28 protein-coding genes are annotated in these 25399 nt (G+C 72.3%); 4 read left to right on the top strand and 24 right to left on the bottom strand.

The genetic code is table 11. The annotated features are described in order from the left end of the window. Position 1: 1 nt before the first annotated feature. The 21 genes from RIU97_RS21090 to RIU97_RS21190 all read right to left on the bottom strand — a co-directional run bounded on the left by RIU97_RS21090 (position 2) and on the right by RIU97_RS21190 (position 16266). Positions 2-2224, bottom strand: a complete 2223-nt coding sequence (locus RIU97_RS21090) for a phage minor capsid protein (protein WP_404959026.1) — start codon at positions 2222-2224, stop codon at positions 2-4. A gap of 20 nt (positions 2225-2244) precedes the next feature. Next, the gene (locus RIU97_RS21095) at positions 2245-3723 is read right to left on the bottom strand and encodes a phage portal protein (RefSeq protein ID WP_404959027.1); all 1479 of its coding nucleotides are present in this window, start codon (positions 3721-3723) and stop codon (positions 2245-2247) included. Next, entirely contained in the window at positions 3710-3952 is a 243-nt protein-coding gene (locus tag RIU97_RS21100) for a hypothetical protein (RefSeq protein ID WP_351150699.1), read from the bottom strand. The genes RIU97_RS21095 and RIU97_RS21100 overlap by 14 nt, the downstream gene beginning before the upstream one ends. Then, positions 3949-5229 carry a PBSX family phage terminase large subunit gene (locus tag RIU97_RS21105; protein WP_404959029.1) on the bottom strand — a complete coding sequence of 427 codons (1281 nt, stop codon included), beginning with the start codon at positions 5227-5229 and terminating at the stop codon, positions 3949-3951. The genes RIU97_RS21100 and RIU97_RS21105 overlap by 4 nt, the downstream gene beginning before the upstream one ends. Positions 5230-5233: 4 nt before the next feature. Then, complete coding sequence (locus tag RIU97_RS21110; RefSeq protein WP_404959031.1) at positions 5234-5740, bottom strand: helix-turn-helix domain-containing protein; 507 nt, start codon at positions 5738-5740, stop codon at positions 5234-5236. A 312-nt stretch (positions 5741-6052) separates the two neighbouring features. After that, positions 6053-6424: a hypothetical protein gene (locus RIU97_RS21115; protein WP_404959034.1), complete on the bottom strand. Its 372-nt coding sequence runs from the start codon at positions 6422-6424 to the stop codon at positions 6053-6055. Between the two features lie 81 nt (positions 6425-6505). After that, a complete protein-coding gene (locus RIU97_RS21120; protein ID WP_404959036.1) occupies positions 6506-7408 on the bottom strand; it encodes a hypothetical protein in 903 nt (300 codons plus the stop codon). Positions 7409-7466: 58 nt separating this feature from the next. Further along, positions 7467-8303, bottom strand: coding sequence for a hypothetical protein (locus tag RIU97_RS21125; protein ID WP_404959038.1), 837 nt, complete (start codon positions 8301-8303; stop codon positions 7467-7469). A gap of 191 nt (positions 8304-8494) precedes the next feature. Next, entirely contained in the window at positions 8495-9343 is an 849-nt protein-coding gene (locus RIU97_RS21130; RefSeq protein ID WP_404959040.1) for a hypothetical protein, read from the bottom strand. A gap of 12 nt (positions 9344-9355) precedes the next feature. Further along, positions 9356-9592, bottom strand: a complete 237-nt coding sequence (locus RIU97_RS21135; protein WP_404959042.1) for a hypothetical protein — start codon at positions 9590-9592, stop codon at positions 9356-9358. Further along, positions 9589-10320: a hypothetical protein gene (locus RIU97_RS21140; protein WP_404959043.1), complete on the bottom strand. Its 732-nt coding sequence runs from the start codon at positions 10318-10320 to the stop codon at positions 9589-9591. The genes RIU97_RS21135 and RIU97_RS21140 overlap by 4 nt, the downstream gene beginning before the upstream one ends. After that, complete coding sequence (locus tag RIU97_RS21145; RefSeq protein ID WP_404959045.1) at positions 10317-10550, bottom strand: hypothetical protein; 234 nt, start codon at positions 10548-10550, stop codon at positions 10317-10319. The genes RIU97_RS21140 and RIU97_RS21145 overlap by 4 nt, the downstream gene beginning before the upstream one ends. Further along, complete coding sequence (locus RIU97_RS21150; protein ID WP_404959047.1) at positions 10547-11011, bottom strand: hypothetical protein; 465 nt, start codon at positions 11009-11011, stop codon at positions 10547-10549. The genes RIU97_RS21145 and RIU97_RS21150 overlap by 4 nt, the downstream gene beginning before the upstream one ends. Positions 11012-11099: 88 nt before the next feature. Next, positions 11100-11573 carry a single-stranded DNA-binding protein gene (locus RIU97_RS21155; RefSeq protein ID WP_404959049.1) on the bottom strand — a complete coding sequence of 158 codons (474 nt, stop codon included), beginning with the start codon at positions 11571-11573 and terminating at the stop codon, positions 11100-11102. A gap of 257 nt (positions 11574-11830) precedes the next feature. Continuing rightward, positions 11831-12532 (bottom strand): cell surface glycoprotein, encoded by a 702-nt coding sequence (locus RIU97_RS21160; RefSeq protein ID WP_404959051.1) that lies wholly within the window; start codon positions 12530-12532, stop codon positions 11831-11833. After that, on the bottom strand, positions 12529-13416 hold the full coding sequence (locus RIU97_RS21165; protein WP_404959053.1) for a hypothetical protein: 888 nt from the start codon (positions 13414-13416) through the stop codon (positions 12529-12531). Before RIU97_RS21165 ends, RIU97_RS21160 begins: the two co-directional genes overlap by 4 nt. A 215-nt stretch (positions 13417-13631) precedes the next feature. Further along, entirely contained in the window at positions 13632-14243 is a 612-nt protein-coding gene (locus RIU97_RS21170; RefSeq protein WP_404959055.1) for a hypothetical protein, read from the bottom strand. Further along, positions 14240-15469, bottom strand: a complete 1230-nt coding sequence (locus RIU97_RS21175) for an ERF family protein (protein WP_404959057.1) — start codon at positions 15467-15469, stop codon at positions 14240-14242. Before RIU97_RS21175 ends, RIU97_RS21170 begins: the two co-directional genes overlap by 4 nt. Beyond that, positions 15466-15840 (bottom strand): hypothetical protein, encoded by a 375-nt coding sequence (locus RIU97_RS21180; protein WP_404959058.1) that lies wholly within the window; start codon positions 15838-15840, stop codon positions 15466-15468. Before RIU97_RS21180 ends, RIU97_RS21175 begins: the two co-directional genes overlap by 4 nt. A gap of 19 nt (positions 15841-15859) precedes the next feature. Next, positions 15860-16060 carry a hypothetical protein gene (locus RIU97_RS21185; RefSeq protein ID WP_404959060.1) on the bottom strand — a complete coding sequence of 67 codons (201 nt, stop codon included), beginning with the start codon at positions 16058-16060 and terminating at the stop codon, positions 15860-15862. Beyond that, positions 16057-16266 carry a helix-turn-helix domain-containing protein gene (locus RIU97_RS21190; protein WP_404959061.1) on the bottom strand — a complete coding sequence of 70 codons (210 nt, stop codon included), beginning with the start codon at positions 16264-16266 and terminating at the stop codon, positions 16057-16059. Before RIU97_RS21190 ends, RIU97_RS21185 begins: the two co-directional genes overlap by 4 nt. 342 nt (positions 16267-16608) lie before the next feature. On the opposite strand from RIU97_RS21190, the gene RIU97_RS21195 reads away from it, so the two are divergent. The 4 genes from RIU97_RS21195 (at position 16609) to RIU97_RS21210 (ending at position 20810) form a co-directional block, all read left to right on the top strand. Further along, complete coding sequence (locus RIU97_RS21195) at positions 16609-17049, top strand: helix-turn-helix domain-containing protein (RefSeq protein WP_404959063.1); 441 nt, start codon at positions 16609-16611, stop codon at positions 17047-17049. 32 nt (positions 17050-17081) lie between these two features. Continuing rightward, the gene (locus tag RIU97_RS21200; RefSeq protein WP_404959065.1) at positions 17082-17459 is read left to right on the top strand and encodes a hypothetical protein; all 378 of its coding nucleotides are present in this window, start codon (positions 17082-17084) and stop codon (positions 17457-17459) included. Further along, positions 17456-19081: a recombinase family protein gene (locus RIU97_RS21205; RefSeq protein ID WP_404959067.1), complete on the top strand. Its 1626-nt coding sequence runs from the start codon at positions 17456-17458 to the stop codon at positions 19079-19081. The genes RIU97_RS21200 and RIU97_RS21205 overlap by 4 nt, the downstream gene beginning before the upstream one ends. A 76-nt stretch (positions 19082-19157) precedes the next feature. After that, a complete protein-coding gene (locus RIU97_RS21210; protein WP_404959068.1) occupies positions 19158-20810 on the top strand; it encodes a long-chain fatty acid--CoA ligase in 1653 nt (550 codons plus the stop codon). Positions 20811-20824: 14 nt separating this feature from the next. On the opposite strand, the gene RIU97_RS21215 is transcribed toward RIU97_RS21210, so the two are convergent. The 3 genes from RIU97_RS21215 to RIU97_RS21225 form a co-directional block, all read right to left on the bottom strand. Next, complete coding sequence (locus RIU97_RS21215; RefSeq protein WP_404959069.1) at positions 20825-21400, bottom strand: antibiotic biosynthesis monooxygenase; 576 nt, start codon at positions 21398-21400, stop codon at positions 20825-20827. 13 nt (positions 21401-21413) lie between these two features. Beyond that, positions 21414-24791 (bottom strand): PAS domain-containing protein, encoded by a 3378-nt coding sequence (locus tag RIU97_RS21220; protein ID WP_404959071.1) that lies wholly within the window; start codon positions 24789-24791, stop codon positions 21414-21416. A gap of 119 nt (positions 24792-24910) precedes the next feature. Next, positions 24911-25342 (bottom strand): SSI family serine proteinase inhibitor, encoded by a 432-nt coding sequence (locus RIU97_RS21225; protein ID WP_404959073.1) that lies wholly within the window; start codon positions 25340-25342, stop codon positions 24911-24913. Positions 25343-25399 lie beyond the last annotated feature (57 nt).

Raw genomic sequence — 25399 nt, forward strand, 5'->3', positions numbered from 1 at the left:
GTCACCTTCTGTTCTGCTGGTCGGACTCGTTCTTGCGGGCTCCGTCGGCCCAGCGCTGGCGCTGGCCTGTGGCCTGCTCGATGAACTCGGCCTGCGTGAGCCGACCGTGTTCGGCCCACCACTCTTTCAGCTCGTCGGACGCGCGCGAGTACGCGATCCGGGCGGGCCCTGAGAACAGGGACGCGGGGCTGTGTCCGGCGGCCTGCGCACGCTTGTTGAGCAAGTACCCGTTGCACGCGTCCTCGGCGGCGAGGTACTGCCGGTAGACGTACTCGTCGTACATCTCGCGGGCCTGGCGGCGGGTGATCCGTGGGCCCTCCTCGTGCTCCCCTTCCTGCGGCGCGGTCGGCGGGGCTTCCCCGTCCCCGGCTGCGACGGCTGCCCATACGGCGTCGTCGGCGAGCGCTCCCCACCCGTCCGGGTCGGGCGCGGGCGCGAGGGCCTGGGCGAGGGCCTGGCGGTCGGCGAGCAGGTCGTCGACGGCGTTGCCGGTGTCGGCCGGCTGCGGCATGCCGACCCCGTCGCGGCGGTCCATCTCCTCGGCGATCCGGGCCAGTTCGGCGGGGTCGGCGTAGGACATGGCCCATGCGAGGGTCTCCTCGTCGACCTGGTCGAGGTCGGCCCGCAGCGTCCCGGCGGGGAACGTCTGGGCGAGGAGGTCGCGGCGGGCGGCCTCGGCGGCGGTGGCCTCCTGGTCGTCGGGGGCGTCGCGGTAGCGGGCGGCGAGCTGATCGTCGGAGAGGTGGACCAGGTCCGCGCGCACGCCCGGGAGCTGCCCGGCGCGGTTGCGGCGGTGGACCTCGGCCATGACGCGCACGGTGTCGGCGTCGTCGAGGTGCGGCAGGACCCGGGCGAGGTCGTCGTCGGACAGGGCGAGCAGGTCCTCGACCAGCCGGCCCCCTGGTCGGAAAAGCTCGAGTTTTTCGGCGAGGTCGCGGCGGTCGGCCTCGGCCTCGATCCGTGCACGGGCGCGGTCGTCGAGGAGGTTCGAGCGCATCGCGGCGGCCAGCTGGTCATCGCTCATCTCGCGCGCGGTGCTCTCGTCGCCCGACCACACGCGGGCGGCCTCGACCTGCTCGGCCGTTGCCTCGCGGCGCGGTTCGGGGAGGTTCGAGGCTCCGGGCTGCTCACGGTGGCGCAGCCGGCGCAGCTCAGGGTGGGCGGCCAGGTGGGTGCGCATGGCTCCCTGCCACTGCCTCAGCTTGACCCCGGCGGCGCGCTTGGCCTCGGGGGTGACGGCGGCGGCCTGGCGGCGCTTGTACTGGCGGATCTGCCGCTCGATCTCCCGCTGCCGCTGCCCAGCCTTGTACCCGTCCGGGTCGCTGCGGGCCTTCTCGACCACGGTCAGACCTGGGGTGTACGCCGATACGGAGTGGCGGCAGTTCGGGTGCTGGAGACCTGCGAGGCGGGCCTCGTCGAGGGATCCGGCCACGCGCACGGGCACCATGACCCCGTCTTGGGTGGCGTGCTCGACCTCGACCGTGCGGGCGCCGGCCGGGCCGCCGATGGTCAGCACCTTCCCTTCCCAGGGACGGCAGAGGTGGCACTCGCGCGGGGAGTCGGAGACGACGACCAGGTCGACGCCGTGCTCGGCGAGCGTGCGCATGTGGGCTTCGGTGGCGGCGCGCCCGGTGGCGGTCCGTACGGCCATCTCCGCGTAGCTCGTGAGCTGCCAGCGGCGGCCGGACTTGTCGCGGAAGGAGGTCACCCCCTCGTCCGCCCAGCGGCGCATCGCGTCTTGGGTGGCCTGGCGGCGGGTGCCGGTGCCGAGTGCCACGGTGGCCGTGACCTCGGAGACGACGGCCCGGAAACCGTCGACGATGGCGCGCAGGATTCCGCGGTGGGTCGAGGTGACGACGTCCACGGTTTCCTGCGCGAGGCGGTCGACGGCCTGCGCCTGCGGTAGACGGTCGTCGACCAGCCGGCGCGCGTCGTCGGGCATGGCGCCCAGTTCGGCGACGGCGGCGCGGTGGCCTTCGTTGTAGGACTGGGCGACCGCGTCGTGTACGTCGAGGGTGACGGCCTGGTGCAGCTCGTCGACGACGGCCTGTGAGGCGCGGCGCATGGCCTGGACGGCGGAGAGTTTCTGCTCGGCCCAGCTGGGAGCGTCCAGACCTGCGGCGAGCTGCCGGGCGATGATGCCGAGTAGGCGGTTCTCGGCGGCGGCGTACAGGTCGCGGGTGCGCTCGGCGAGGGGCTCGACCATGCCCGGGTGAATCGGCACGCTCTCACCCCCCCTGCCGGTCACGCTGCGAGCGGGAAGGTGCCCACGGGGTCCGGGGCGGCTGCGCCGGTCTCGGCGAGGATCGCGGCGACCTCGGCCTGTACGGCGGTGTCGTCCCACTCGGGGTGCAGGATCCGTACCTTGGTGCCGGTGGAAACGGCTCCGGCGCGGGCGAGTAGATCCAGCGTGGTGGCAGTCTGCTGCTCCGACTCCGCGACCCCGTCGCCAAACTCCACGCTCGGCCGGTCGGGGGTGATCTTCGTGCCGAACTGCGCGGCGTCGAGCAGCAGCATGACGTGCAGCATGTCTATCAGTGCGTGTCGCCAGTAGCCGGCCTTCTTCTTCCGGGTCACCATCGACCGTTGGTCGCGGCTGTCGGACTCGGTGGCGGTGATCGCCTCGCCCTGGCCGTGCAGACCGAACGACTGGGCGGAGTACCCGGCGCTCTGGGCGGCCTGGCGCATGATCGCTTCCGCCGTGGCCTGGTGCTCCTCCACCCGGATCGCGAACTGGTTCAGGGTGATACCTGAACCCTGCTCGTTCGGTGGCATGTTGAGCTGCTCGTATACCTCGCGGTCCTCGAAGCTGGCTCCCTGGCCGGCCCCGTTGCTGCGGAGGTAGCCGGAGGGGACGATCAGGCGGGCGCGGGCGAGGCGGATGTCGCGCATCCACGACGTCCACACCTCGTCGAGGTTCTCGAAGAGGTCATAGAGGGGTGCGGCGTAGTCGCTGCGCCCGATCGGGGACCCGCGGTGCAGCCGGTTGGGGCCGATGTTGGGGACGTAGGCGCAGGTGAGCAGCGGGATACCGGTGCGGATGCTCTGGCCGTCCCCGTCCGGGTCGAGGGACGCGGCCAGGTCGGCCGTCTCGGCGTGCTCGGTCAGTGGCACCTGACGGCCGACATTGTCGGCGGTCCCCCGGTACAGGGCGTGGACCACGCGGCCGGGCTCGTGCCGCTCGAAGTGCCGCCACACGGTGCCCGGGTCGTTGCTGGGCAGCTCGGCCCAGAACGTGCACGCGCGCAGCATCCCGAACCTGAACTCTGGGAGCGCGGCGTCGGGCTGCACGACGGTGAAAAGGGGCCGGAGGGCAAGGGACTTGTCCCACGTCACCCGCAGGAACACGCCGGAGAGAGCGGCGGCCTGCTCGGCCCCGCCAAGCACGGTGTGCTGCACGCGGCCTTCGTCGAGGAGCTGCTCGATACGGGCTTGCGTCGCCTTGTCCGGGGTGCGGATGGCGGGCATGTCCGCGAACAGGAGATCGGCCGATGTGGTCGCGATGTCGCCTGCAAGGGGGACGTGCAGGCGGGTGTCACGGCCCGCCGCTGGCTGGGAGCGGCGTCCCCACCGGCGGCGTCCGGGCTGCTCCTGGCCGTCGCCTCGGAGGCGGGCCAGGCGGCGGGCGTCGCCGGAGTACCACGCGTCGTCCACGCGGATCCGGTCATAGATCGGGGCCCACTGCGGGGGCGGCCAGGGGGAGCCTGTCTCAGGGAGTGCCACGGGTGGTCACCTCCTCGGACAGCGGTATGTGCACGGTGGCGGTGAGCGGCTGCTCGCCGTGGTGGATCCGGCGGCCCTCGCGGTCGAGGACGTACAGGGCCGCACGCACGCCGTCGCGGGCGTGTACGTGGACGTCGGCGACCAGGGCCGGGGGCAGGCCCAGGGCGCGGCAGACGGCGCGGCGCTGGTCGGTGGTGATCGCGGTGGGGATGGCGGTGGGGGCGCTCATGTGGGGGGTTCCTGGTGTGCGGTGAGGAGGTGCCGCCACTCGTGGCCGGTGGAGTGCACGACGTAGCGCAGCGCATCGGCGGAGTGGTCGGAGACTTTGATCGGTCGGTCTTCGCCCTTGGCGGTGGCGGCCGGGTCCCAGCTGTAGCCGGGTAGCTCACTGAGGAGTCCCTCGCACGAGCAGTGCACGAGCAGGCGCCCGGCGGCGAGCAGGCTGGACACCGATCGGATGCCGTCCGATACGGAGTTGTCCGCGCGGGTGATGCCGGGGTGCCCGTCCTGCCACAGCTGCTGAATGAAGGACGCGGCCGACGGGTCGATGAACGTCCACTCGGGCATGACGCCCGCGCCGGCCGTCGGGTCGCTGGGGTGTCTCCACTCGGCCAGCCACGCGCGGACGGCGGCGCTGTACTGCGCGTCGGTCATCTGCCGGTGGGCGGCCCTGCTGTCGTGCCGCCACTCGGCGCACACGTACATGCGGTCGTCGGCTCCCTCGCCGAGCAGCAGCGCGGCGAATGGATTCGTGGTGCCGTAGTCCAGCCCCACCCAGTAGCGGCGCATGGGCGGCAGGGTCGAGACAACGTGCGTGTCTTCGTCCCACTGGTCGTAGATCGCGCCCTCGGCGACAACCCACGCCCCGTCGATCATCCGGCGGCGCCACAGCCCCACGTATTCCGCGGTGAGGTCGGCGACGTACGCGGGCGACAACGACGGGTTGTCGGCGAGCTTGAAATGCCAGGCCCTGAGGTTGAGTTCATGGGCGCGGTCGAGGTAGCCGGCCTTCAACCAGTGACGGGGGCTGTCGGGATTGGTCGTGGCCATGAGCCGCGCCCCGGGCACGCTGAGACGGGCAAGGAGCTGCGTCCAGAAACCCTCAGGAAGGAGCGTCGCCTCATCGACGTACGCGAGCTGCGCGGTGAGACCACGGAGGCGGCCCTCCGCGCGGGTGTCGGCCGCGCCGATCAGGTGAACGGTGCGCCCCAGGATCGTCGCGGTGGTGGCGCCCCGGGTGTGCTGGATGTGCCGGCTGAGGGGACCGAACAAGGACGCGTCCATGAGCGGCTCAAGGCAGTTGCGTTCGATCGTCTGGAGCGATCGGCCACAGATGATGATCAGGCCGGAAGGGCCGGCGGTCGCGACGGCGATGACGAACGCCAGCAGACTCGCGATGGTCTTGCCGCTGCGCACCGACCCGTGCCAGATGTTGATACGGGCCGTGGCCTGGCCGATCGAACGCAGCTGCTTGCGGGAGAGGGGCAGACGGTCGAGGTCGAGCACCGGCTCACCCCCCGTCGGCGCCCCCGTCGTCGGCTGCGCGGGTCAGGGCCTCGCCCAGGGCGCCCAGCATCGAACGGACCTGCTCGGCGCCCTCTCCGCCCTCGGCGGGCGACAGCTTGAGGGATCGGTCGATGGCGGTTCCGGTCGCGGCGAGGATGGCGCGCTGGTCGGCGAACGTCGGCCGGTCGAGTTGGGTCTGAGACCAGACGTTGTCTTTGCCGCCGAACGCACCGACGGTGCACGGCTCCCAAAGCTGGGCGCGCAGCTTCTCGGCGTCGTCCTGGAGGGCGGCGGCGAGGGCGGTCCGGCGAGAGGCGAGGTCGGCGCGGCGTACCTCGGTGGCGGCGGCTACCTCGGCGGCGCGGTCGAACGAGAGGTCGAGGGCGGCTGCGATCTTCGACACGGTCGAGGGTGAGCGGCCGATCTTGCGGGCGATGTCGTTGCGGCTCATGCCCTGGCCGTGCAGGCGGCGAACCGCGGTGCGGTCGGTATTGGTGATGGGGCGCGCCATGGGGCTCACCTCCTGCACGGCCAGGGGCCCGCCGGGGACGGGGCGGGCATACAAAAGCGCCCCGCCGGTGGGTGGCGGGGCGCTGGTGTGGAGCGACCGTTTCCGGGCATGCCGGGGTCGCCTCGAACTCTAGGTCACAAACTGATAACGGCGCAAGTGGTCAGTCCCGCGCGCCTACGCAGGGCCGCGTCCGGTCGGCGCGACGAGCCCGGCTGCTGACGACGTGGGGGCGACGCTGACGGACGAACGCGGCTGCGCCCCGCCTGCCGACGGCTGCGGCTGACGGGGCGCGGTGTGAGTGCTGCCGCCTGGCTACCGGGTGGCGGTCGCGTGTGCGGGGACTTGGGGCGGTGTCGGCGGGAGCTGTCGGCGGCCGTCATCAGTGCTGGTCAGGCTGCTGCCAGTCACCCAAGGCAGTGCCGCCGGGCCAGCGGCCGGGGGGCCTTCGACGAACCGGAACGCGGCGAGGGTCGGCGCGGTGCCGACGGGAACGGTCTGGTGGTGCCATGCGGTGCGGTACATCGTCGCCACGATGCTGACGGCCGTACGGACGGCTGCGGACAGGTCGCACCCGGTCGTCATCATGACGGCGAGGTCGTCGGCGAGTTGGTTGTCGATCCGGACGGACTGACGGGTGCCGGCCCGGGGGGTGGCGCGGCGCTGGTTACGCTGTGCGGTAGCCATCGTTAGGGGTCGCTCCTTCTCGGTGGTCAGGGCCCGCCCAACGGTTTGTGAGGAACCGGGCGGGCCCGCTTCATGTGCTGGCTAGTGCTGGGTGCGGTCGAGGGTGTGCGCGGCATTGTCGTCGTCGCCTGCGTCGCCCTCCCACAGGAAGATCCGGGCGCGGCCCGTGCGGGCGCCGCTCTCGTCGAGCAGGCGGCTCGCCTCGCCGGGCAGGTCGTCGGGGTCGAGGTCGCTCTCGCCGTGCTCGCGGTCGATCCACGTCCCATCGCTGGCGAGCGTGTCGACGCGCCACGAATACCGGGCGAGCGGGATGGCGGCGCGGCGCTGCTTCTCCTGCCGGACGAACTGAGCGATCCGGCTGGTGGTGTACCCGGTCGCCTGGGCGATCTCGTCGGGGCTCTTGCCTGCCTGGCGGGCGGCGTACGCAATCCGGGGCATGGCGTCCGTGATGGCGGCCCACGCCCCGCGCATGGCCCGCACGTCGTACAGGTCGAGATCGCGGGCAACCTGGTCGAGCAGGCCATCGAGAGCGGGCCCGCCCTGCCGGGTGGCGTTGCGGTGCGCCCGCGCGAGGTACACGAGATAGTCGCGACTGAGCGGGGCAACCTCGTCGGGGCCGCCACCGGCTGTACGGGCCCCGGCGCGGTCGGCGGTGTACTCGTCGACCCAACTGAGGACGTGATTCACCATGCCTACGTAGGCGGTGCCCGCCCAGAACTTGCCCTTCACTTCGCGTGCCTCCTGAGCCGTGTGCAGCAGGTACTCACGGAACTCGGCGAGGGTCGGCTCGGCAGACACGGCACGGGCGCGCTGGCTGTCTTCCCGCAGAGCCCTGGACAGCTCCGGCCCGGTCCATCCCTTGGCGGCGGCCATGCCCTCGACAGAGGCTCGCTGCCCGGCCTCGCTGGTGGGGGCCTTCGACATGTCGGCCCGGACGTAGTGGGCGGTGGTCTCCGGCTCGTCGGCCGGCTGCTGCTCGCTCATCGCTGCTCCTGGTGGTGGTCGGGGCCCGCCCCACGGGCGCGGGGCGGGCGGTCTGGGGCTAGCTGGCGTGTGGTGGCGCGGTGAACAGGGCGCCCTGTTCGATGGGGCCGCCCTCGATGGCGAACAGGACGTCGGCCGGCTGCTGCTCGCCGATCCATGCGCCGCGCCATGTGCCCTCGTCTGCCTCGGCCTCGGTGACCAGGGCGGCGGCGTACAGGGCCTCTGCCTCCTCGACGGTGGCGACGGCGGCGCCGGTCTCCTCGGCGTGCTCGACGGCATCGGCGGCGCGGACGGCGGCGGCGAACGCGGCGGCCTCCTCGCGGTCGACGGCCTCGGGGGCCTGCTGCTCCTGGGCGGGCTTGGCGTAGTACGAGCGGGCGTGTCCAGCGCGGTCGACCCACGTTTGTGCGGCCTTGACCTCCGCGCTGGTGTAGTCGTCGGCGAAGTGCAGAACGGTGTCTGCGTACTCGCTGATGACGTCGAGCACGTCGGTGCTGCCCGGTCGGATCATGAGCGTGCGGCCACGGCCACAGCGTCCGGCGTCGAGGGCCTCGCGGGTGGCCTTGCTGGCGGGGTCGTGGTCGTCGGCTCCGGTGGCCAGGTTGGAGTCGCTGAGGATGTCGGCGAGGGGGCCCGGGATGGCGACTTCGGGGCGGCGGTCGACGGGGGCCGGCGCGGCCTTGGCGGTGGCGGCCGGGGCGGCGAGCTTCTTTCGGCATCCCTCGCAGTGCGGGCGCGGGACCTGGAAGGGGCGCCGCGTTTCGGCGTAGGTGAAGCGGGCGGCGGAGTGCGCGCGGATGTTGCTGCGGCACAGTGCGCGGTCGCTGTCCTCGGCGAACGCGTGCCACATGGCGAGGCTCTGTGTGCTCGCCCAGATTTCGGCGATGGTGTCCATGGGGGTCGCTCCCTGGTTGCTGTGGTGCCGGGTGAGGGCCGGCGTTCCTGTCGGGGTGAGGGCCCGTCAGGAGTTCCCACAGTAGTCATTGCAGCAACGCTTGCAGTAATGATTGCGGTAGGCGTTACTGAACTGTGATGCGGGCACGAAAACGCCCCCGGTCAGCTGAACCGGGGGCGTACGTACCGCAGTTACGCGGCGGCGGCCTGGCGGGCCTCGTGCAGCGCCACCCAGAGCGGCACGAGATCGGGCCCCCGCCATACCCGGTGACCTCGGTCGAGCGGCGCGGGCGCGGGGCACTCCTCCTCGACGGTCGAGCAGGTCACCAGCGGCTCACCCCCGGACCGCGTACGGGCGGCGAGGTCTCCCCCGCACCACGGGCACGGCTCGGGCAGCTCGGTGGTGCGCCCGTCCCTGCCGAGTGCCCGCTCGACGGTGCGCAGCGCCCGGGAGACGACGGCCGCGGCCTCGTCGACGACGCGCGGCGGTACGGCCGTGAACAGACCCTCGTCGACGTCCTCGCCGAGTAGCCGGCCTTCGACCCACACGGCCGCCCAGTGCAGCCCGTACGCCCTGCTCCCCTGCCCGGCGGCGTCGGCCGGGCCTGCGTCGCGGTGGTAGGCGCACGTCCAGCGGGCGGGGTCGGCGGCGTCGGCCTCGTCGCGGACGAAACGGCCGTGCCGGTCGCGGCCGGTGCGCACGGGGCGCTGCGCCAGGGCGGCAAGTTGGTCGGCGAGGTCGAACAGGGCGCGCTCGACTTCGAGGGCGGCGTCGAGGGCGTCGAGGTTGAGCGGGGCGGGGTGCTGGCGCAGCGTGAGGGGGGTGCGCCCGATGGTGGGCTCGTCGTCCTGGTGCTCGTCCTCGTCGGCCTGGTCGGCGAGGTGGCCGTCGATGTACGCGCGGGAGTCGCGGGGCGGCCACTCGGCGGCCGGGCGGCGGGCGATGGCGGCGAGCAGGTCGCCCCACTGTTCGCGGATGGCGGCCAGGTCGGCGGCGGCGCGGTGCGCGACGCGGGACGGGGCTATGTCGGGCGTGGTCACGGTGCGGTGCTCCTAGCGGCGGCGGTGGGCGGGGCCGTACGGGGATCGCCATGCGGGCCGGCTGGGGCGGCCGGACGCGGCGGGCGGGGCCTGGCGGACGTTGGCGAGGGCGGCGGTTAACTGCTGCATGGCGGCCAGGGCGACGGGGGCGACAGCGGCGGCCCACGCGTCAAGGGCTGCGCGCAGCTGTACGGCGGCGGCGAGCAGCTGCTCGGGGTCGACGCGCGGCGGGGTCGGCTGGCCGGTCACGGCGTCGCCGAGAGGGCGGCGCGGCGGGCGGCCTCGGCCAGGGCCTTGACGGTGGCCGGGAGGGCCCGCCAGTTCGGGGCGCCGCATTCGCGCTGCGTGGCGGCGAGCCAGTTCGCGTAACGGAGTGAGGTGGCTTCCTCCTGGGCGAGTTGCTGCTCGGCGGCCTGGGCGCGGCGCTCGGCGGTGGCGAGGGCGATGGCGTGTTCGCGGTCGTGTTCGGCGCGGACCACGTCGGGACGGTCGGCCAGCGCGGTGAAGGCGGCGTGCACGCTGATAGCGGCCGGGCTGAGTCCGTCGTGCACGGCGACGGCGGTCATGGCCTCGGCGAGGGTGTCGGCGGTACGGACGCGGGCGAGGGTGCGCTCGGCGTGGCGGGCCCGTTCCCGCTCGGCGTGCAGGGTCTTGGCGCGGTCCTGGGCGAACTGCCGATCGCGGGCGGCCTGGGCGAGGGCGCGGGCGGTGTCCTCCTCGGCCTCGACGATGGCGGCCTCGGCGGCCCGGGTGCGGTCGCAAGCGCGCTGCATGGCCGTCTGCTGGCCTGCCACGGTGCGGCGCAGCTCGTCGGCCTCGGCGAGCTCCGCCTCGACGTGGGCGCGCAGTAGGGCGGCCTCGGTAGGGGTGATGGGTACGCCTCGCTGCGCCCGGCTGAGCAGGACGAGCAGGGAGTCGCGGCGGGTGGCGCGCTCGGCGGCGCGGCGGCGGCGCTCGGCCATGGTGCGGCGGGTCACTGGTCGGTCCCTTCGGCGCGGTGGGCGTGGGCGGTGCAGGTGGGGCACTGGGCGGGGTTGGGGCAGCGGGTGCGGATGAGTCGCCACAGTTCGCGGTCGGCGCGGGCGCGTGCGGCGCGGTCTCGGCGGGCGAGGCGGTCGCGGCGTCGGGGGGCGAGGCGGGCGGCCCACACGGCCAGGGGGGTCGCGGCGACGGCGGCGGCCAGGGCGAGGGCGGTGGTATCGGTCATCGCTGCGCCCGACGGGCGAGGCGGGCGGCGGCCAGGTCGAGGACGTCGTCGACGGCGGTCCGGGGCGGGCTGTCGAGCCGGACGGCGTGGCTGCGGAGCATCGAGACCAGGTGCCGGCCGACCGACGGGGTCTCGGCCGGTATGCCTCGGCCGAGTGCGGCGGCGAGCATGTTGGCGAGTTCGCGGGTGTGGTGGGCGAGGGTGTCGGCGGCGACGCGGGCGGCCTCGGCGGGGCGGTGGGGCTGGGCGAGCCGGGCGGTGAGCATCGCGTACGCCTCGCCGGGGAGCGCGGCGAGGGGCTGCTCGGTGTCGGCCTCGTCGGCGAGGTGCCGGAGGAGCGCGGCGACGGTGGCGCGGGGGAGGTTCGAGCGGACAGTGGGCGGGCCGTCGTTCGGCATGGTGATGATCAGGCGGTGGGTGTCGAGCGATGCGGTGGTGACGGCGTCGGGTGTGCGGGTCACGGGGTGGTGCTCCTGTCCGGGGTCGAGGGTCAGCTCACGCGCGCGGGGCGGGCCGCGTCCGGTCGCGTGGACCGGACGCGGCGTGGGGTCAGAACGGGGGCTGTGTGCTGTTCTGGGTGGCCCATGGGTTGGCGCCGCTGGGCTGGCCGTATCCGCCGTTGGAAGGCTGCTGGCGGGCCTGTGGGGCGCTGTTGGTGCCGCCTGCCTTGGTGACGGTGGCGGTGGCGTTCCGGAGGCTGGGGCCGACCTCCTCGACGTCCAGCTCGAACACGGTCCGCTTGGCACCCTCGCGGTCGTCGTAGGTGCGCTGGCGCAGGCGGCCGTACACGATGACGCGGGTTCCGCGCTGGAGGGACTCGGCGACGTGCTCGGCGGCCTGGCGCCATACCGAGCAGGTCAGGAACAGGCTCTCGCCGTCCTTCCATTCGTTGGTCTGGCGGTCGAACGTGCGCGGGGTGGACGCGATGCGGAAGCGGGCGACGGCGGCGCCTTGTGCGGTGAACTTCAACTCGGGCTCGTCGACGAGGTTGCCGACGACGGTCACGAGGGTTTCGCCTGACACGGTGTGCCTTCTTTCGTGCGTGGATCAGAAACGCGATTTTCGTATCGTACGTGGATCATCGCGGACGTGGGGGTGCGCGGGCCATCGAGTTGACCCGGGGGGTTAGCGGATGCCGCGTCCGTTGACGACGTGGCGACCTCGCAGTCGGCCGCGGTGGTCGGATGCGGTCGGACCCTGGGTCATGAGCCGTGCGTACGGGCTGGGCTCGTCCTCGTCGGGGTCCTCGGCGGGCGCCGGCTGATCGCGCGGGGCCCGGTTCACGCTGCGGCCTGCTGGGCGTTCTGCTGCGCGGTCGCGACGTCGACACGGGACGGGTGGGGGGTTTCCCGCTCGTGCCGCTTCTTCCCGCCCCCTCGGCACGGCTGCCCGGCGCGCGCCCGGCACGTCTCGTACGGACACGGCACGCCGAGCGGGTCGGGCAGTCCGTCCGTGGCGAGGCGTTCGCGCTCGGCGCGGCGACGGCGGAGCGGGGCAAGCTGGGCTTTGACCGTGCGGGGCATGTAGTCGCCGAGTGCGGCGAGGCGGGCGGCGGCGAACTCGTTGCGCTCCTCGCGGGTGCTGCCCCCGGTCAACTCGCGGTAGATGGCGGGCGCGGCCTGCCCGCTGGCGACCGCTTGGCGGGTGCCGGCCAGGGCGGCCAGGTAGGCGGGAGCGTCGTCGGGGTCGACCGCCGGGACGGGGTCGGTGTGCCGTCCGAGGGTGTCGCGGCGGAACGCGACCCACTTGCTCCCGATGTCGCTGGGCTGGATGCGGTAGGGGTTCGTGGCTATGTACTGCTTGACGACGTGTCCGGCGTGCCAGTGGCGACCGTCGGGGTGCGGGGCGGTCGGCGGGACGTCGGCGAGCAGTTCGGCCCACTGGTCGAGCCGTTCATCGGCGGCGGCCTGGTCCTCGGGGGCGAGGCGGGGGTCAAGGCGGACGGCGTAGGCGAGCAGCGCGGCGGCTTCGGTCCTGTTCATCGGTGGTGCTCCTGGGGGGTGATTCCGGCGGCGGTGGCGAACATGGCGGCGGCGTGGGCGGCCTTGCCCTTGCGGGCTCCGGCGAGGGGGATCACGTCCGCTCCGTTCCGGGGCGGCGGGACGGTGCCGGCTGCCGGGGCGGGCGGGAGGTTCAGCCAGGCCCGCAGGAAGTAGCGGGCGTGGGAGACATCGCGCTTGGCGGCGGCCTTGACTGCGACGGCGGCGAGCATGTCGACCCCGGACCGCTTGAGCAGGGCGTCGACCTGGAACCACTCGCCCGGGGTGAGGTTCCACGCGGGGTAGACCTTGGCGGCGGTGATCTTGTCGACCAGTTCGCGGGCGAACGGGGGCGGGGTCGCCGTGGGCGCTCCCTCCCTCACTCCTTCATTCACTCTTTCTATGGGTGAGTGATGGGGTAGCGATTCCCGACCACTAGTGGTCGGGTTCTCCGACCACAAGCCCTCTTCGGGGTCCTCGGCTACCGGTCGGGATTCACGACCAGTACCGGGGGCCGTAGTGGTCGCGTTCTTCGACCAGTAGTCGTTAGTGGTCGCAGTTTCCGACCGCTGGCCCGGGACCGGTTGCGGTCGAGATTCACGACCAGTAGCGCGGCTGTACCCGACGGCCCCGGGGATCCGGTAGGTGGTGGCGCGGCTGCCAGCGGCGGGCGTCTCGACTTGCAGCTCGCCCGATTCGAGGGCGGCGTCGACGGCGGCCAGCACGGTCGTCTTGTGCACGTTGACCCGCCGGATCAGCTCCTTCGTGCCCATGCGCACGGTGGCCGTGTCGTCGGTCGTGGCGTCGGCCAGGGCGAGCATGACGACTCGCACGTTGCCACGTGAGCGGCTGTGGTCCCACACCCAAGCCTGAGCGTCGAGGGTCACGGAGTGTGTCTCCTTCGGGGGTGGTGCGCCCGGGGCGAGGGGCACGGGGGCCGGCCTCGCCCCGGGAGGGCGCGGGAGTCAGTACGGGCGGGTACGGGAGGGCTGGTGCTCATCGCACCGGAAGCCGCAGGGGTAGGGCCGGGCGGGCACGGCGCCACAGGCGGGGTTGCCGTGCTCGCATGACGGCGGACGATCGTTTCGGCCCCGACGCATGCTCACTGCGTGGCCTCGGCGGGCGCGGCCTCGATGGCGAGGGGCGCGTCGAGGTCCAGCAGCCCAGCCGTGACGGCGGTGGCGACCAGCTCGCGCCCGTCGAGCGGCTGACGCTTCGATGGGCGGGTGAACGTCCACCGGTAGTAGCGACTCCGGGTCGGCTTGATCATCACGCCCGGCACGTCGTGTACCAGCCCGGACGCTGGATCGGCGTACTGAGGGGCGCCGGCCGCGTCAACGGCGGCGAGGACAGCGGCGGCAAACGTCTGGTCGACGACGGTCTCGGTCCGGGCCGGGACGATCCGGAAATCCCAGTGGTCGGGGTAGTTGTCGCGCACCCACGCGGCGAACGCCTCGCGGTCGGTCACCTGTGCCTCCGCCTCGCCCCCGACGCGGGTCACGTTGGCGAACTTCGTGTCATCGTCGAGCGTGATGTCCGCCTTGGTGCTGCGGGTGGCCCGGTACTGCTGGTCGAGCAACTTCCCGGCCTCGCGGTTGACGTCCTCGTACAGAACCTCGGCCTGGTCGAGCTGGGCCCGCATCGCCTGGCGGCGACGAAGAACGGCGGCGAGGTGTGCCGGGTCGGGTGCCTCGACTTTCTCGGCTTCGGTCATCGGGCACCCCCGGCGGCCTCGATCTTGGCTCGGAACTGGTCGAGCTGGGCCGCGGTGGCCTGCTCGATGGGCAGGCCGTAGACGCGCTCGAAATCGGCGTCGAGGGTGACGAGGTCCGCCCGGCTCGCGGCGAGCCTGAGCCGCTGCTCGGCATCGGCGGCGGCCTGCTCTGAGGTGGCGGCGGGGGCGGGTATGGCGCCCTCGGCGGCGACCGCGTCGGAAACGGAGTGCGGGGCGGGCCCGGCCGGGGTGCCCTGCTGCTTGGCGCCCGGCTTGGTCCCCCCGATGGCGGCGAGGCGGGCGAGGTGCTCGCGGTCGGCCCCGGCGGTCTGCGCCGCGTCGTACAGCTTGCGTACGGCGCCGACGTCCGGCGCCCCCTGCGCCTCACGGATGTCGTCAAGCTTCGACAGGTACGGGCCGGGCGCGCCCTGCTGTCGGGCGGCGGCGACGATCGCGGCGAGGGCGGCCTCGTCGGTGGTGGCGACGGCCTCGGCGAGGTAGTCACGGTGCGGCGCGGCCTGCTGGGCCGGTGCCGGGGCGGGCGGCTGCTCCCACGGTCCGGGTTCGGCGCGCTCGGTCCGGCGCGGCTGCTGCTGGCGAGCCTGCCCGCGCTGCTGGCGCTGCTGCCTCTGAGCGTGCTCGGCGCGGTGCTCGGGCGTCGGCTGTATGGGGTGGTCGCGGTCCCCGTCATCGATGGAACGGCCGTCGACAGGGAGCATGAACAGGGTGAACAAGAGGTATTTGAGGGCGGCCGACTGGGCCTTATTCGTGGACTTGTCAGCGAAGTCGGACGCCTCGCCCGGGACCTCGGCTATCAGGCAGTCACCCGCCGGACCGTAGACGCGATAGCGCATGGTGATGTTGGTCCGGGTCATCTTTCCGTCGCGGTCCTGCCGCTGCCCGGCGATGGTCGGCAGGATGAAGACGCCGTGCGAGCGCATCGGTCCGGCCATGGCGGACATGACGTCGTCGATGCCTCGGAAGGAGTAGTTCTGCTGAATGTTCTTCTGGTTCTTCCCCACGGGCATCGTGTCGCGCATGACGGCGTTGATCGCGGCGAAGATCCGCGGGGCGTCGGCCGGGGTGCCGTCGGGGGCAGGCTCGTACGTGGTGGGGGCGGGCGCCGGGAGCGTGCCCGGCCCGGTGACCGCCTCGATCAGGCGTGCGGCCAGCTCGGGCGTCACGCGGGGGTCGGTAAGCGGCGTGGGCAGAGTGGTCACGGTCACGGGCGCGGGTTCCTGTTCCGGGTGAGGCGGGAGAAGACGGCGAGCTTGGTGAGGCGGGTGGCGTACGTGATCGCCTCATCCGGCGTGAGCAGGGCGTCGATCTGCGGGGCGCTCGGCAGCTCGTCGAGCAGGGCCTCGCGGGTGCCGTCGGCCTGGGCGGCGCGGATGCAGCGCTCGTACTCCGGCATGTCCTCGGAGCACTCGGCAAAGTCGAGGCGCATCACGTGGGCGGCGTGGTCGGCGAGCAGCCGGCCGACCCCGTCGGGGTCCTCGGCGTAGGCGAGGGCGAGCTCGTCGACAAGAGGCGTGAAACGTTCGGCAATGGCGAACCGGATGCGGATTCCGTCGCCGGAGAGGTACGAGGGGATCAATTTCGGGCCTTTCTGCTGTTCAGGCGGCCGAACGCAGCGGAGCGGAGGCGGTCTGAGTGGCTCGCTCGGCGGCTTGGCGGCGTTCGATCCGGCGAAGGATCAGTTCGGCGGCGGGGTCGAGGCGGCCAGCGGCGCGGTCGCGGTCGCGGCGTTCGCGGGCCAGGTCGAGAACGCGGCGGGCGTTGATGAACGCCTGTTCGCGGCTGATCACGTCGCTCATGCGGCGACCTGCCGGACCAGGGTGGCGGAGGTCAGTCCGTAGGCCCGCTCGATAGCGGCCAGGCCAGCGGGCCCAGGGGCGTTGCGGCCGGTGGTCCACCTGTAGGCGGCCAGGTACGACACCCCCATGCGCCGGGCCATGTCGGCCGTAGTGCGGTCGCCCCGAGCATGCGCGGCGGAGAGCAGGGCGTCAGCGACATGAGACATGGAAATTCCTTTCGTGGATCGAACTGGCGTGTTCCGTTCCATGGATGAAACGTAGCACGTTTGTTTCACGCACGAAATCCGTAGAGCATGCAACTGTTTGGTCTCGAAATGAAGATCGAAAATAGGACGTAACTGGTCAGTAGGGGCGCTTTCGGCTCCGTACCGTGCACGCACAGTTACGCAGGTGACAGCTTCGGCGGTGGGTCGTATGCTCTGTTCGAAAGCGCGTTCGACTCACCGGGGGCCCGGAATCCGTCGTTCGGGAGGTCGAGAGGGGGAATCGGGCTATGCTCGTTGTCTGTTTTTGCCATGTCCACGTTTCACGCGCGATACATTTCACGCATGACACAAGAGCCCGACGCGCACCCCCCTGTGCACAACCAAGAAACCTTCGTCGCCTGGCTCAAGGCGATGTTGGAGCGACGCGGATACGCCGGAATAGGGTCGCAACGCCGTTTCGCCAAGGACTCCGGGTTGAGCCAGGCGACGCTTTCCAGGGCGCTGCAAAGGAGCGGAACACCCAACGTTCAGACCCTCGAAACGCTGTCGCAAGCGCTGCGCGTTCCCCTGCCGGAACTGCTCGTAAGAGCCGGCGTGATCCGACAACAGGACCTCGACGCCCTACGTCGCGTAGCGCCCGAGCCGCTCACAACCGAGCAGGCAGCCGCCGAGCTGGGCATCACCAGCCCGGATGGCGTTGCGGCATTCGACCGCACCGTCAGGGGTCTGCGGGCAACCGAGCCAAACCAACCAGACAGCACCACCACGCGCCCCCCGCAGTAGCGCGTAGCACCACAGAAAGGCACATCACCGCCATGATGATCACCCGCGACAACCTCGCCGCCGCAGCAGCCGGCGCGACACTCCTGGGCAGTGTCGCCCTGGTAGTTAAGGGAGTCCGCAGCGACCCTCGCGCCGGGCGAAGGTGCATGGCGATTCGCGGGGCCTTCGGCGTTCTGGCGCTTGTGCACATCACCCGCAACGTCCGCGCACGGCAGCAGGCCGACAGGATCGCCGCCACGCAGCACCGAGAGGGGTACTGGCTTGGGCTCAACCACGCAGGCCGCGGGCTGCTTACCCCGCCTCCGGACAGCCACGGCTCGGGCGCCACCGCACAGGACGCCACAGCCACCCTGTCCGCCATCCCCTCGCTGACGAGTGCGAAGGGATCCACTCACCGGAAGGCACCGTGACGCAGCAACACATACCCGCCACGTTCCGAGGCTCCACCGACGATGAAGACGGTGAGCCCTGGCTCGCGTACATCCGCGTTTCGACGTGGAAAGAGGAGAAGATCAGCCCGGAGCTCCAGAGGGAAGCAATCACCCAGTGGGCTCGGCGCACCGGCCGACGCATCATCGGCTGGATTGAAGACCTAGACGTCTCCGGCCGGCACTTCAAGCGCAAGATCATGAAGTGCATCGAGCGCGTCGAGGCCGGGGAGGCCCAGGGCGTCGCCGTCTGGCGGTACAGCCGTTTCGGCCGCGACCGCACCGGCAACGCCATCAACCTCGCCCGCCTCCAACAGGCCGGCGGGGAACTCGAATCCGCGACCGAACCCGTCGACGCATCAACGGCGATCGGCCGGTTCCAGCGGGGCATGATCCTCGAATTCTCCGCCTACGAGTCGGACCGCGCCGGAGAGCAGTGGCGCGAGACCCACGATCACCGCCGGTACAAACTCCGCCTGCCCGCCCAGGGGCGGCGACGGTTCGGCTACGTGTGGCACCGCCGCTTCGACCCCGCCACGGGAACTCTGCAAGAGGAGAGGTACGACCCGGACCCGGACACCGGGCCGGTAGTCGCCGAGCTATACCGCGCCTACGTCGCCGGATTCGGTTTCGGGAAGCTGTGCGGCCAGCTCAATGCGGACGGCCACCGCACCACACAGGGCGCTCTGTGGCACACAGAAACCCTCACCCGCTACATGGACAGCGGATTCGCCGCAGGACTCCTGACCGTCCACAACCCCGAGTGCCGGTGCCGCAAGACCGACGGCACGTGCAAAAACCACATCTTCATCCAGGGCGCCCAAGAGGAGCTGATCGAGTTCGACCTCTGGGAGGCATACCGGCAACGACGAAAGGAGGTAGCGGCCACCGCGCCGCGCGCCCGCGTAGGCATCTACGAGCTGACCAGCCTGCCCAAGTGCTCCGGGTGCAGGGGCGGCACCAGCATGAACACGGGCCGCCGCAACGGGGCCAACGTCCCCGGTTTCGCCATGCGGTGCAGCAAGCGGGCCAAGGCCGGCCCCCTCGCCTGCGACGGCGTACTGGTCGAGCGGACCTACGTAGAGGAGGAGGTCAGGAAGTGGCTACGGGATAAGGCCGCCGGAGGCATAGACGCCGCCCCGCAGTCCCACACCTCGACCGCAGCGCGAGACGCGAGCGAGGAAGCCGCGAAGCGAACCACGGCGCGCGCGAAGGCACAGGCCGAGGTCGAGAAGCAGCGCCAGGCCCTCGCGAGACTGCGGGCAGAGCACGCGGCCAACCCCGAGGACTTCGGCCCCGGAGAATATGACGAGGCCGCCGACGTCATCCGCCGGAAGCGCGCCGAAGCACAGCAGCAACTCGACAGCATTCCGGAGGAGACAGAACCCCTCCCGGACCGAGCCGAGTTCAAACCGCTCATCGACAGCACCGTCGAGGAGTGGGAGAGCCTCAGCGTCCGGGAACGCAACATGATCCTGCGGAAGCTCATACGCCGAGTCGCTCTGACACGGCTCGGGCCGGGGGTCGAAAACCACAGGGTCGAGGTCCACCCGATATGGGAGCCGGACCCCTGGGCCGACGGTAAGTCCGCTACCGAGAGGTAGTGACATACCGCATGGTACGTGCGCAGAATCTTCCCACCGTCGCGACGGAGCGACAGCGCCCACCGGGAGGACGCCCGTGCTCAGCACCATGCAAGAGGTACCGCTCACCATCAGCCGGATTCTGGAGCATGGCCGGAGAGTCCACGGCAAGTCGACCGTGACGACGTGGACCGGTGAGGCAGAGCCCCACCGCCGGACCTTCGCCGAGATCGGCGACCGCGCTGCACGTCTGGCGAACGCCCTACGCGATGAACTGGGCGTCGAGCCCGGAAGTGTTTTGGCAACACTGATGTGGAACAACGCCGAGCACGTCGAGGCGTACTTCGCGATCCCTTCCATGGGCGCGGTCCTGCACACGCTCAACCTGCGGCTCCCTCCCGAGCAGCTGGTCTTCATCGTCAACCACGCCGCCGACCGGGTCGTGCTGGTCAACGGCACCCTGCTGCCGCTGCTCGCGCCCCTGCTGCCGCACCTGCCGACCATCGAGCACGTGGTCGTCTCCGGCATCGGCGACCGCTCGGCGCTCGACGGCCTGAACGTCCGCGTGCACGAGTACGAGGAGCTCCTGGAAGGCCGCCCCGACAGCTACGACTGGCCCGAGCTGGACGAGCGCCAGGCCGCCGCGATGTGCTACACCTCCGGCACCACCGGGGACCCCAAGGGCGTCGTCTTCTCCCACCGTTCGATCTACCTGCACTCCATGCAGGTCAACATGACCGAGTCGATGGGGCTGACCGGCCGGGACACCACCCTCGTCGTGGTCCCGCAGTTCCACGTGAACGCGTGGGGGCTGCCGCACGCCACCTTCATGACCGGCGTCAACATGCTGATGCCGGACCGGTTCCTGCAGCCCGCCCCCCTCGCCGAGATGATCGAGCGGGAGAAGCCCACGCACGCCGCGGCCGTCCCCACCATCTGGCAGGGTCTGCTGGCCGAGGTCACCGCCAACCCGCGCGACCTGACCTCGATGAAGAACGTCACCATCGGCGGCTCGGCCTGTCCGCCCTCCCTGATGGAGGCCTACGACAAGCTCGGCGTCCGCCTCTGCCACGCCTGGGGCATGACCGAGACCTCCCCGCTGGGCACGATGGCCCACCCGCCGGCCGGACTGACCGCCGAGGAGGAGTGGCCCTACCGGATCACCCAGGGCCGCTTCCCCGCGGGCGTCGAGGCCCGGCTGGTCGGCCCCGGCGGCGGCGAGTTCCTGCCCTGGGACGGCGAGTCGGCGGGCGAGCTGGAGGTGCGCGGCAACTGGATCGCGAGCTCCTACTACGGCGGCGCGTCCGGCGAACCCTTCCGGCCCGAGGACAAGTTCAGCGCCGACGGCTGGCTCAAGACCGGGGACGTCGGCGTCATAAGCCCCGACGGCTTCCTCACCCTCACCGACCGCGCCAAGGACGTCATCAAGTCCGGCGGTGAGTGGATCTCCAGCGTGGAGCTGGAGAACGCGCTGATGGCGCACCCCGAGGTCGCCGAGGCCGCCGTGGTCGCCGTCCCGGACGAGAAGTGGGGCGAGCGTCCGCTGGCCACCGTCGTCCTCAGGGAGGGCGCGACCGTGAACTACACGGGACTGCGGGAGTTCCTCGCGCAGTCCATCGCCAAGTGGCAGCTGCCGGAGCGCTGGACGGTCATCGACGCCGTGCCGAAGACCAGTGTCGGCAAGTTCGACAAGAAGGTGATCCGCCAGCGGTACGCGGAAGGCGCGCTGGACGTCACCAAGCTCGACTGACGTGATGACGGGGGCTATCCCCGGGTGAGCCACGGCCGCAGCAGCTTGCTGACGGCGGGCATGGCCACGTAGGTCATCAGGGTGCTGAAGACGACGGCGAAGGCGGCCGTCCGCAGCACGAAGTGCAGATCCACCAGGTACGGCCCGAGCACCGCGTTGCCGACGAGCGAGATCGGGAAGATGGCCAGCCCCGAGCTGATCGCCATCTTCCACCGCGGCGGCGCGGGCCGGGTCGTGCCCGGCTTGGCGAACCAGGTCTCCATGCCGTGCAGTTCCCGGCGGGCTATCTCCGTGTGGTGGTGGCCGAGGCAGTTGGAGAACCACTGGGCCCGCTCCGGGGAGTCCTGCCAGCGCTGGAACGCCGCCTGGTTGCGGAACCGGTGGACCAGGAACCACGGCCCGCCCTCCGTCGCCGGGCGGAAGAGCCCGTACCCGAGGTGGTCCGGGAAACCGGCCGCCGTCTCCAGGATCCCGTGGGCCCAGGCCTCGAAGGTCTCCTCGTGCCCCGCGTCCACCTGGCGCGCGATGAGCAGGTTCACCTCCCCGTTGTCGGCGGGGACGGTGTGCTCGGTCGTGTTGGTGATGGCCATCGGGCCAGGATTACTAGTTGGTGCCGATCTTGGCCAGCAGGTCCACGATGCGGCCCTGTACGTCCGCCGTGGTGGCCCGCTCGGCGAGGAAGAGCACGCTCTCGCCGGACGCCAGCCGCGGCAGGTCCGCCGGGTCGATGCCCGTCGTCGTGTAGACGACCAGCGGGGTGCGGTTCAGCTGCCCGTTGGCACGCAGCCAGTCCACGATCCCCGCCCGGCGGCGGCGTACCTGCATCAGGTCCATCACCACCAGGTTGGGGCGCATCCGCGTCGCCAGCTCCACGGCGTCGGTGTCGGCGCCCGCCCGGGCGACCTGCAGGCCGCGCCGTTCCAGGGCTGCGGTCAGCGCGGTCGCGATCTCGTCGTGCTCCTCGATCAGCAGGACCCGGGAGGGGTGCTGTTCGCTGTCGCGGGGCGCCAGCGCCTTGAGCAGGACGGCCGGATCGGCGCCGTACGCCGCTTCGCGCGTGGCCTGCCCCAGCCCGGCCGTGACCAGTACGGGCACCTCGGCGGCCACCGCGGCCTGGCGCAGCGACTGCAGGGCGGTCCGGGTGATCGGCCCGGTCAGCGGGTCGACGAACAGCGCGGCGGGGAACGCGGCGATCTGTGCGTCCACCTCCTCGCGGGAGTGCACGATCACCGGGCGGTAGCCGCGGTCGCTGAGGGCCTGCTGCGTCTGCACATCGGGCGCGGGCCACACCAGGAGCCGGCGCGGGTTGTCCAGGGGCTCCGGCGGAAGCTCATCGTCCACGGGCCGGGGCACGGGCCGGTTGACCACCTCGACGGCGCCGCCCGGGCCGTCGAGCGGCTCGGGGCCCTCGTCGGAGCCAGCCTCGGGGGCCCCTATGGCGAAGGCCCGTCCCTGCGCGGCGGGCTCGGCGAGCCGGCGACGGCGGCCGGATCCGGAGGCGGCGCCGGTAGCGGACGGGTCCACCGAGATGCCCTGGCCGAGGGTGCCGAGGGCGCGCACGCTGATCGGCTGCGCGGCCTGAGCCTCCGCCGGGGTGTCCTGCGGCCGGCGGGCTCCGGGCACGGCGGCCGGGCCGGGGGCCTCGTCGTCCTCGGAAGCGGTACGGGCCGCCGGCACCGGCCAGGCCGGGGTGCCGGGAAGCGCCCGGCGCCGCCCGGTCGGATTCTCGGCGGGCTCGGCGGGCTGTGCGGCGGGAACTTCGGGCTCGGCGGCGGGAGCGCCCAGCACCCGGCGCCCGCGCCGCCCGGCGGGGGCGTCGGCGTCCCCTTCGGCGGGAGCGGAGGCCGGGCCGGCCATCGCGGGGGCCTGCGGAGCGGAGGGAGCCGGGGTCGGCCCGGCGGGCAGTGCGAAGCCGCCCTCTGGAGCGATGGGCCGGGCGGGAGCGGGCGTCGGCCCGAGCCCGGTCGCCGGAACCGGGCCGCCGGGCTGCGCCGGACCGGCCGGACCCAGCGCGCGCCGTCGCCCGGCGGGATGCTCGGTCAGTGGAACCGGGGGCACCGCGGGCACGGGCGGGAGCGCGGGCATGGCGGTGCCCTGCGGGGGCACGGGCCGTCCGGGTCCGCCCTGGCCACCCGGACCGCCGGGGCCTTCGGGACCGCCCGGGCCGCCGATGCCGCCCGGGCCACCGGCGCCGTCGGCCTCGCCGCTGCCGTCACCGGCCCGGCCGCGCCTGCGCCCGGTACCGAGTCCGGCCGGGTTCACCGGGGACTGGGCGAGCTCCGGGCCCGCGTCGGGAACGCCTGCCTCTCCCGCCCGCCGCCGTCCGGACGGCAGCGCCAGCGCGCCCCCGCCCTGGCCGGCCGGCGCGGCGGCCGGACCCGTGGCCTCGTCGTCAAGGAAGGCGTCCACTCCGCGCCGGCCCCGCCGGCCGCCGGAGACCTTGCCGGCGGCGCCGCCGACTGTCCCGGCGCCGTCCGTGGTCGGACCGGCCGGGGGCTCCTCCGCCGGCTCCGGCAGGGTGACCGTCCCGGCGCCCGCGCCGAGCGGGAGCTCCAGCACGTACGCCCCACCCGGCGCGCCCGGAACCTCGACCGTCTGCAGCACACCTCCGTGCGCGGCCACGATCCCCCGCACGATCGGCTCGTGGACCGGGTTCCCGCCCTCGTAGGGACCACGTACCTCGATCCGTACGACATCACCGCGCTGGGCGGCCGCCACCACGATCGTCGAGTCGCCGTACCCGCTGCCCTGGGCGGTCTTGCCGGTGGCGTCCACCCCGGCGACGTCCGCGACGAGGTGGGCGAGCGCGGTCGCGATCCGGGCCGCGTCCACCTCGGCCTCGATCGTCGGCGCGTGGACGGCGAACTGCGCGCGGCCCGGACCGATCAGCTCCACCGCGCCGTCGACGCCCGCCGAGACGACGGTGTTGATCAGGACCTTCTTCTTCGCGAGCCGGTCGCTGCCGGAGTCCAGGCGCTGGAAGCCGAGCACGTTGTCCACCAGCGTGGTCATCCGCGAGTACCCGGCGGCCAGGTGGTGCAGCAGCTGGTTGGCCTCGGGCCACAGCTGTCCGGCGTCGTCGGCGGCCAGGGTCGCGAGCTCACCGCGCAGCTCGTCCAGCGGTCCGCGCAGCGAGTCGCCGAGGACGGCCAGCAGCTGCGCGTGCCGCGCGGCCAGGGCGTCGTAGGGCCGCCGGTCGGTGAAGGTCATGACGGCGCCGACGAGCTGCTCCCCGTCCCGTACGGGCGAGGTCGTCAGGTCGACGGCGACGGGCTGTCCGGCCTTGTTCCACAGCACCTGGCTGCGTACGCGGTGCTTGCGTCCGCTGCGCAGGGTGTCGGCGAGCGGGGACTCCTCGAAGGGGAACGGCGAGCCGTCGGCGCGGGAGTGCTGGACCAGGCCGTGCAGTTCGCGGTTGCCGAGGTCGGTGGCGCGGTAGCCGAGGATCTGGGCGGCGGCCGGATTGACCAGCACCACCCGTCCGTCGGTGTCGGTGCCCACGACGCCCTCGGCGGCGGCGCGCAGGATCATCTCGGTCTGCCGCTGGGAGCGGGCCAGCTCGGCCTCGGTGTCCACGGTCTGCGAGAGGTCCCGGACCACCAGCATGAGCAGCTCGTCACCGGTGTACGAGGGTTGCGGCTCGCGGTAGGCGTCGCGGCCGTCGAGATGGGCGCTGGTGATCTCGACGGGGAACTCGGAGCCGTCGGTGCGGCGCGCGATCATCCGCTTCGGCTTGGTGCGGCCGCCGTCGTCCTCACCGGGCCGGCGCATGGAGCCGGGGATCAGTTTGGAATCGAACTCGGGCAGGAGGTCGAGCACGCCGCGGCCGACGAGCCCCGTGCCGGGGCTCTCCATGACCTCGAGGGCGATCGAATTGGCGTTGACGACCGTGCCGTTGGCGTTGACGAGCAACAGCGCGTCCGGAAGAGCGTCGAGTATTGCTGCGAGGCGAGCAGCGCCTCGGGATGGCCTGCTGCTCACGACGAGCTTCCTCCCTGACCACAACTACCGGCAAGTCACGGGAGGAGTCTAAGGCCACAGCCCCGCGGCGGGGTGGCCGAAGTGTGGTGGATACCGCCCATCCCGCGCATCCTCCCAGGTCAGGAACGCCCACTCGGAAGCAGAGGTTCCAACTCGTCCCAGCGGCTGATTTCACATCCGTTCGTCCGTCGAAACGTGGCGTCCACCTTGTGGCCGTTCCAGGTTCCGGTGATCCGGGCGGTCGCGGGGCCGCCGTGCTGCATGGTGCAGATCTGCCGCTTGGAGACGGGAGCGAAGGGGTCCTTGCCCTCTTTGGCGAGCCGGTCCAGCCGGGCGCAGGCGCCCGCGGCCTGGGGGTGGTCGCCGCCGACGGGGTCGCATTCGAGCCGGTACTCCCGGTCCAACTGGCGGTTCCCGGTGTCGGCCATGGCGATGGTGAGGCGGTCGGGCGGCGCCAGCAGCCCGCTCAGGGGCGCGGGCAGCGGGGGGAGGGGCCCGGCGGCAGCGGCGGCCAGGGCGGAGGTGACGGCGAAGGCGGCGAGACGCAGCATGGGGCACTCCAGGTCGTCCGTACGTCGTACGCCTGACCAACGACGGGGACCCGCCGA

The sequence above is a fragment of the Streptomyces sp. 147326 genome (assembly GCF_045000215.1).
Taxonomy (GTDB): Bacteria; Actinomycetota; Actinomycetes; order Streptomycetales; family Streptomycetaceae; genus Streptomyces.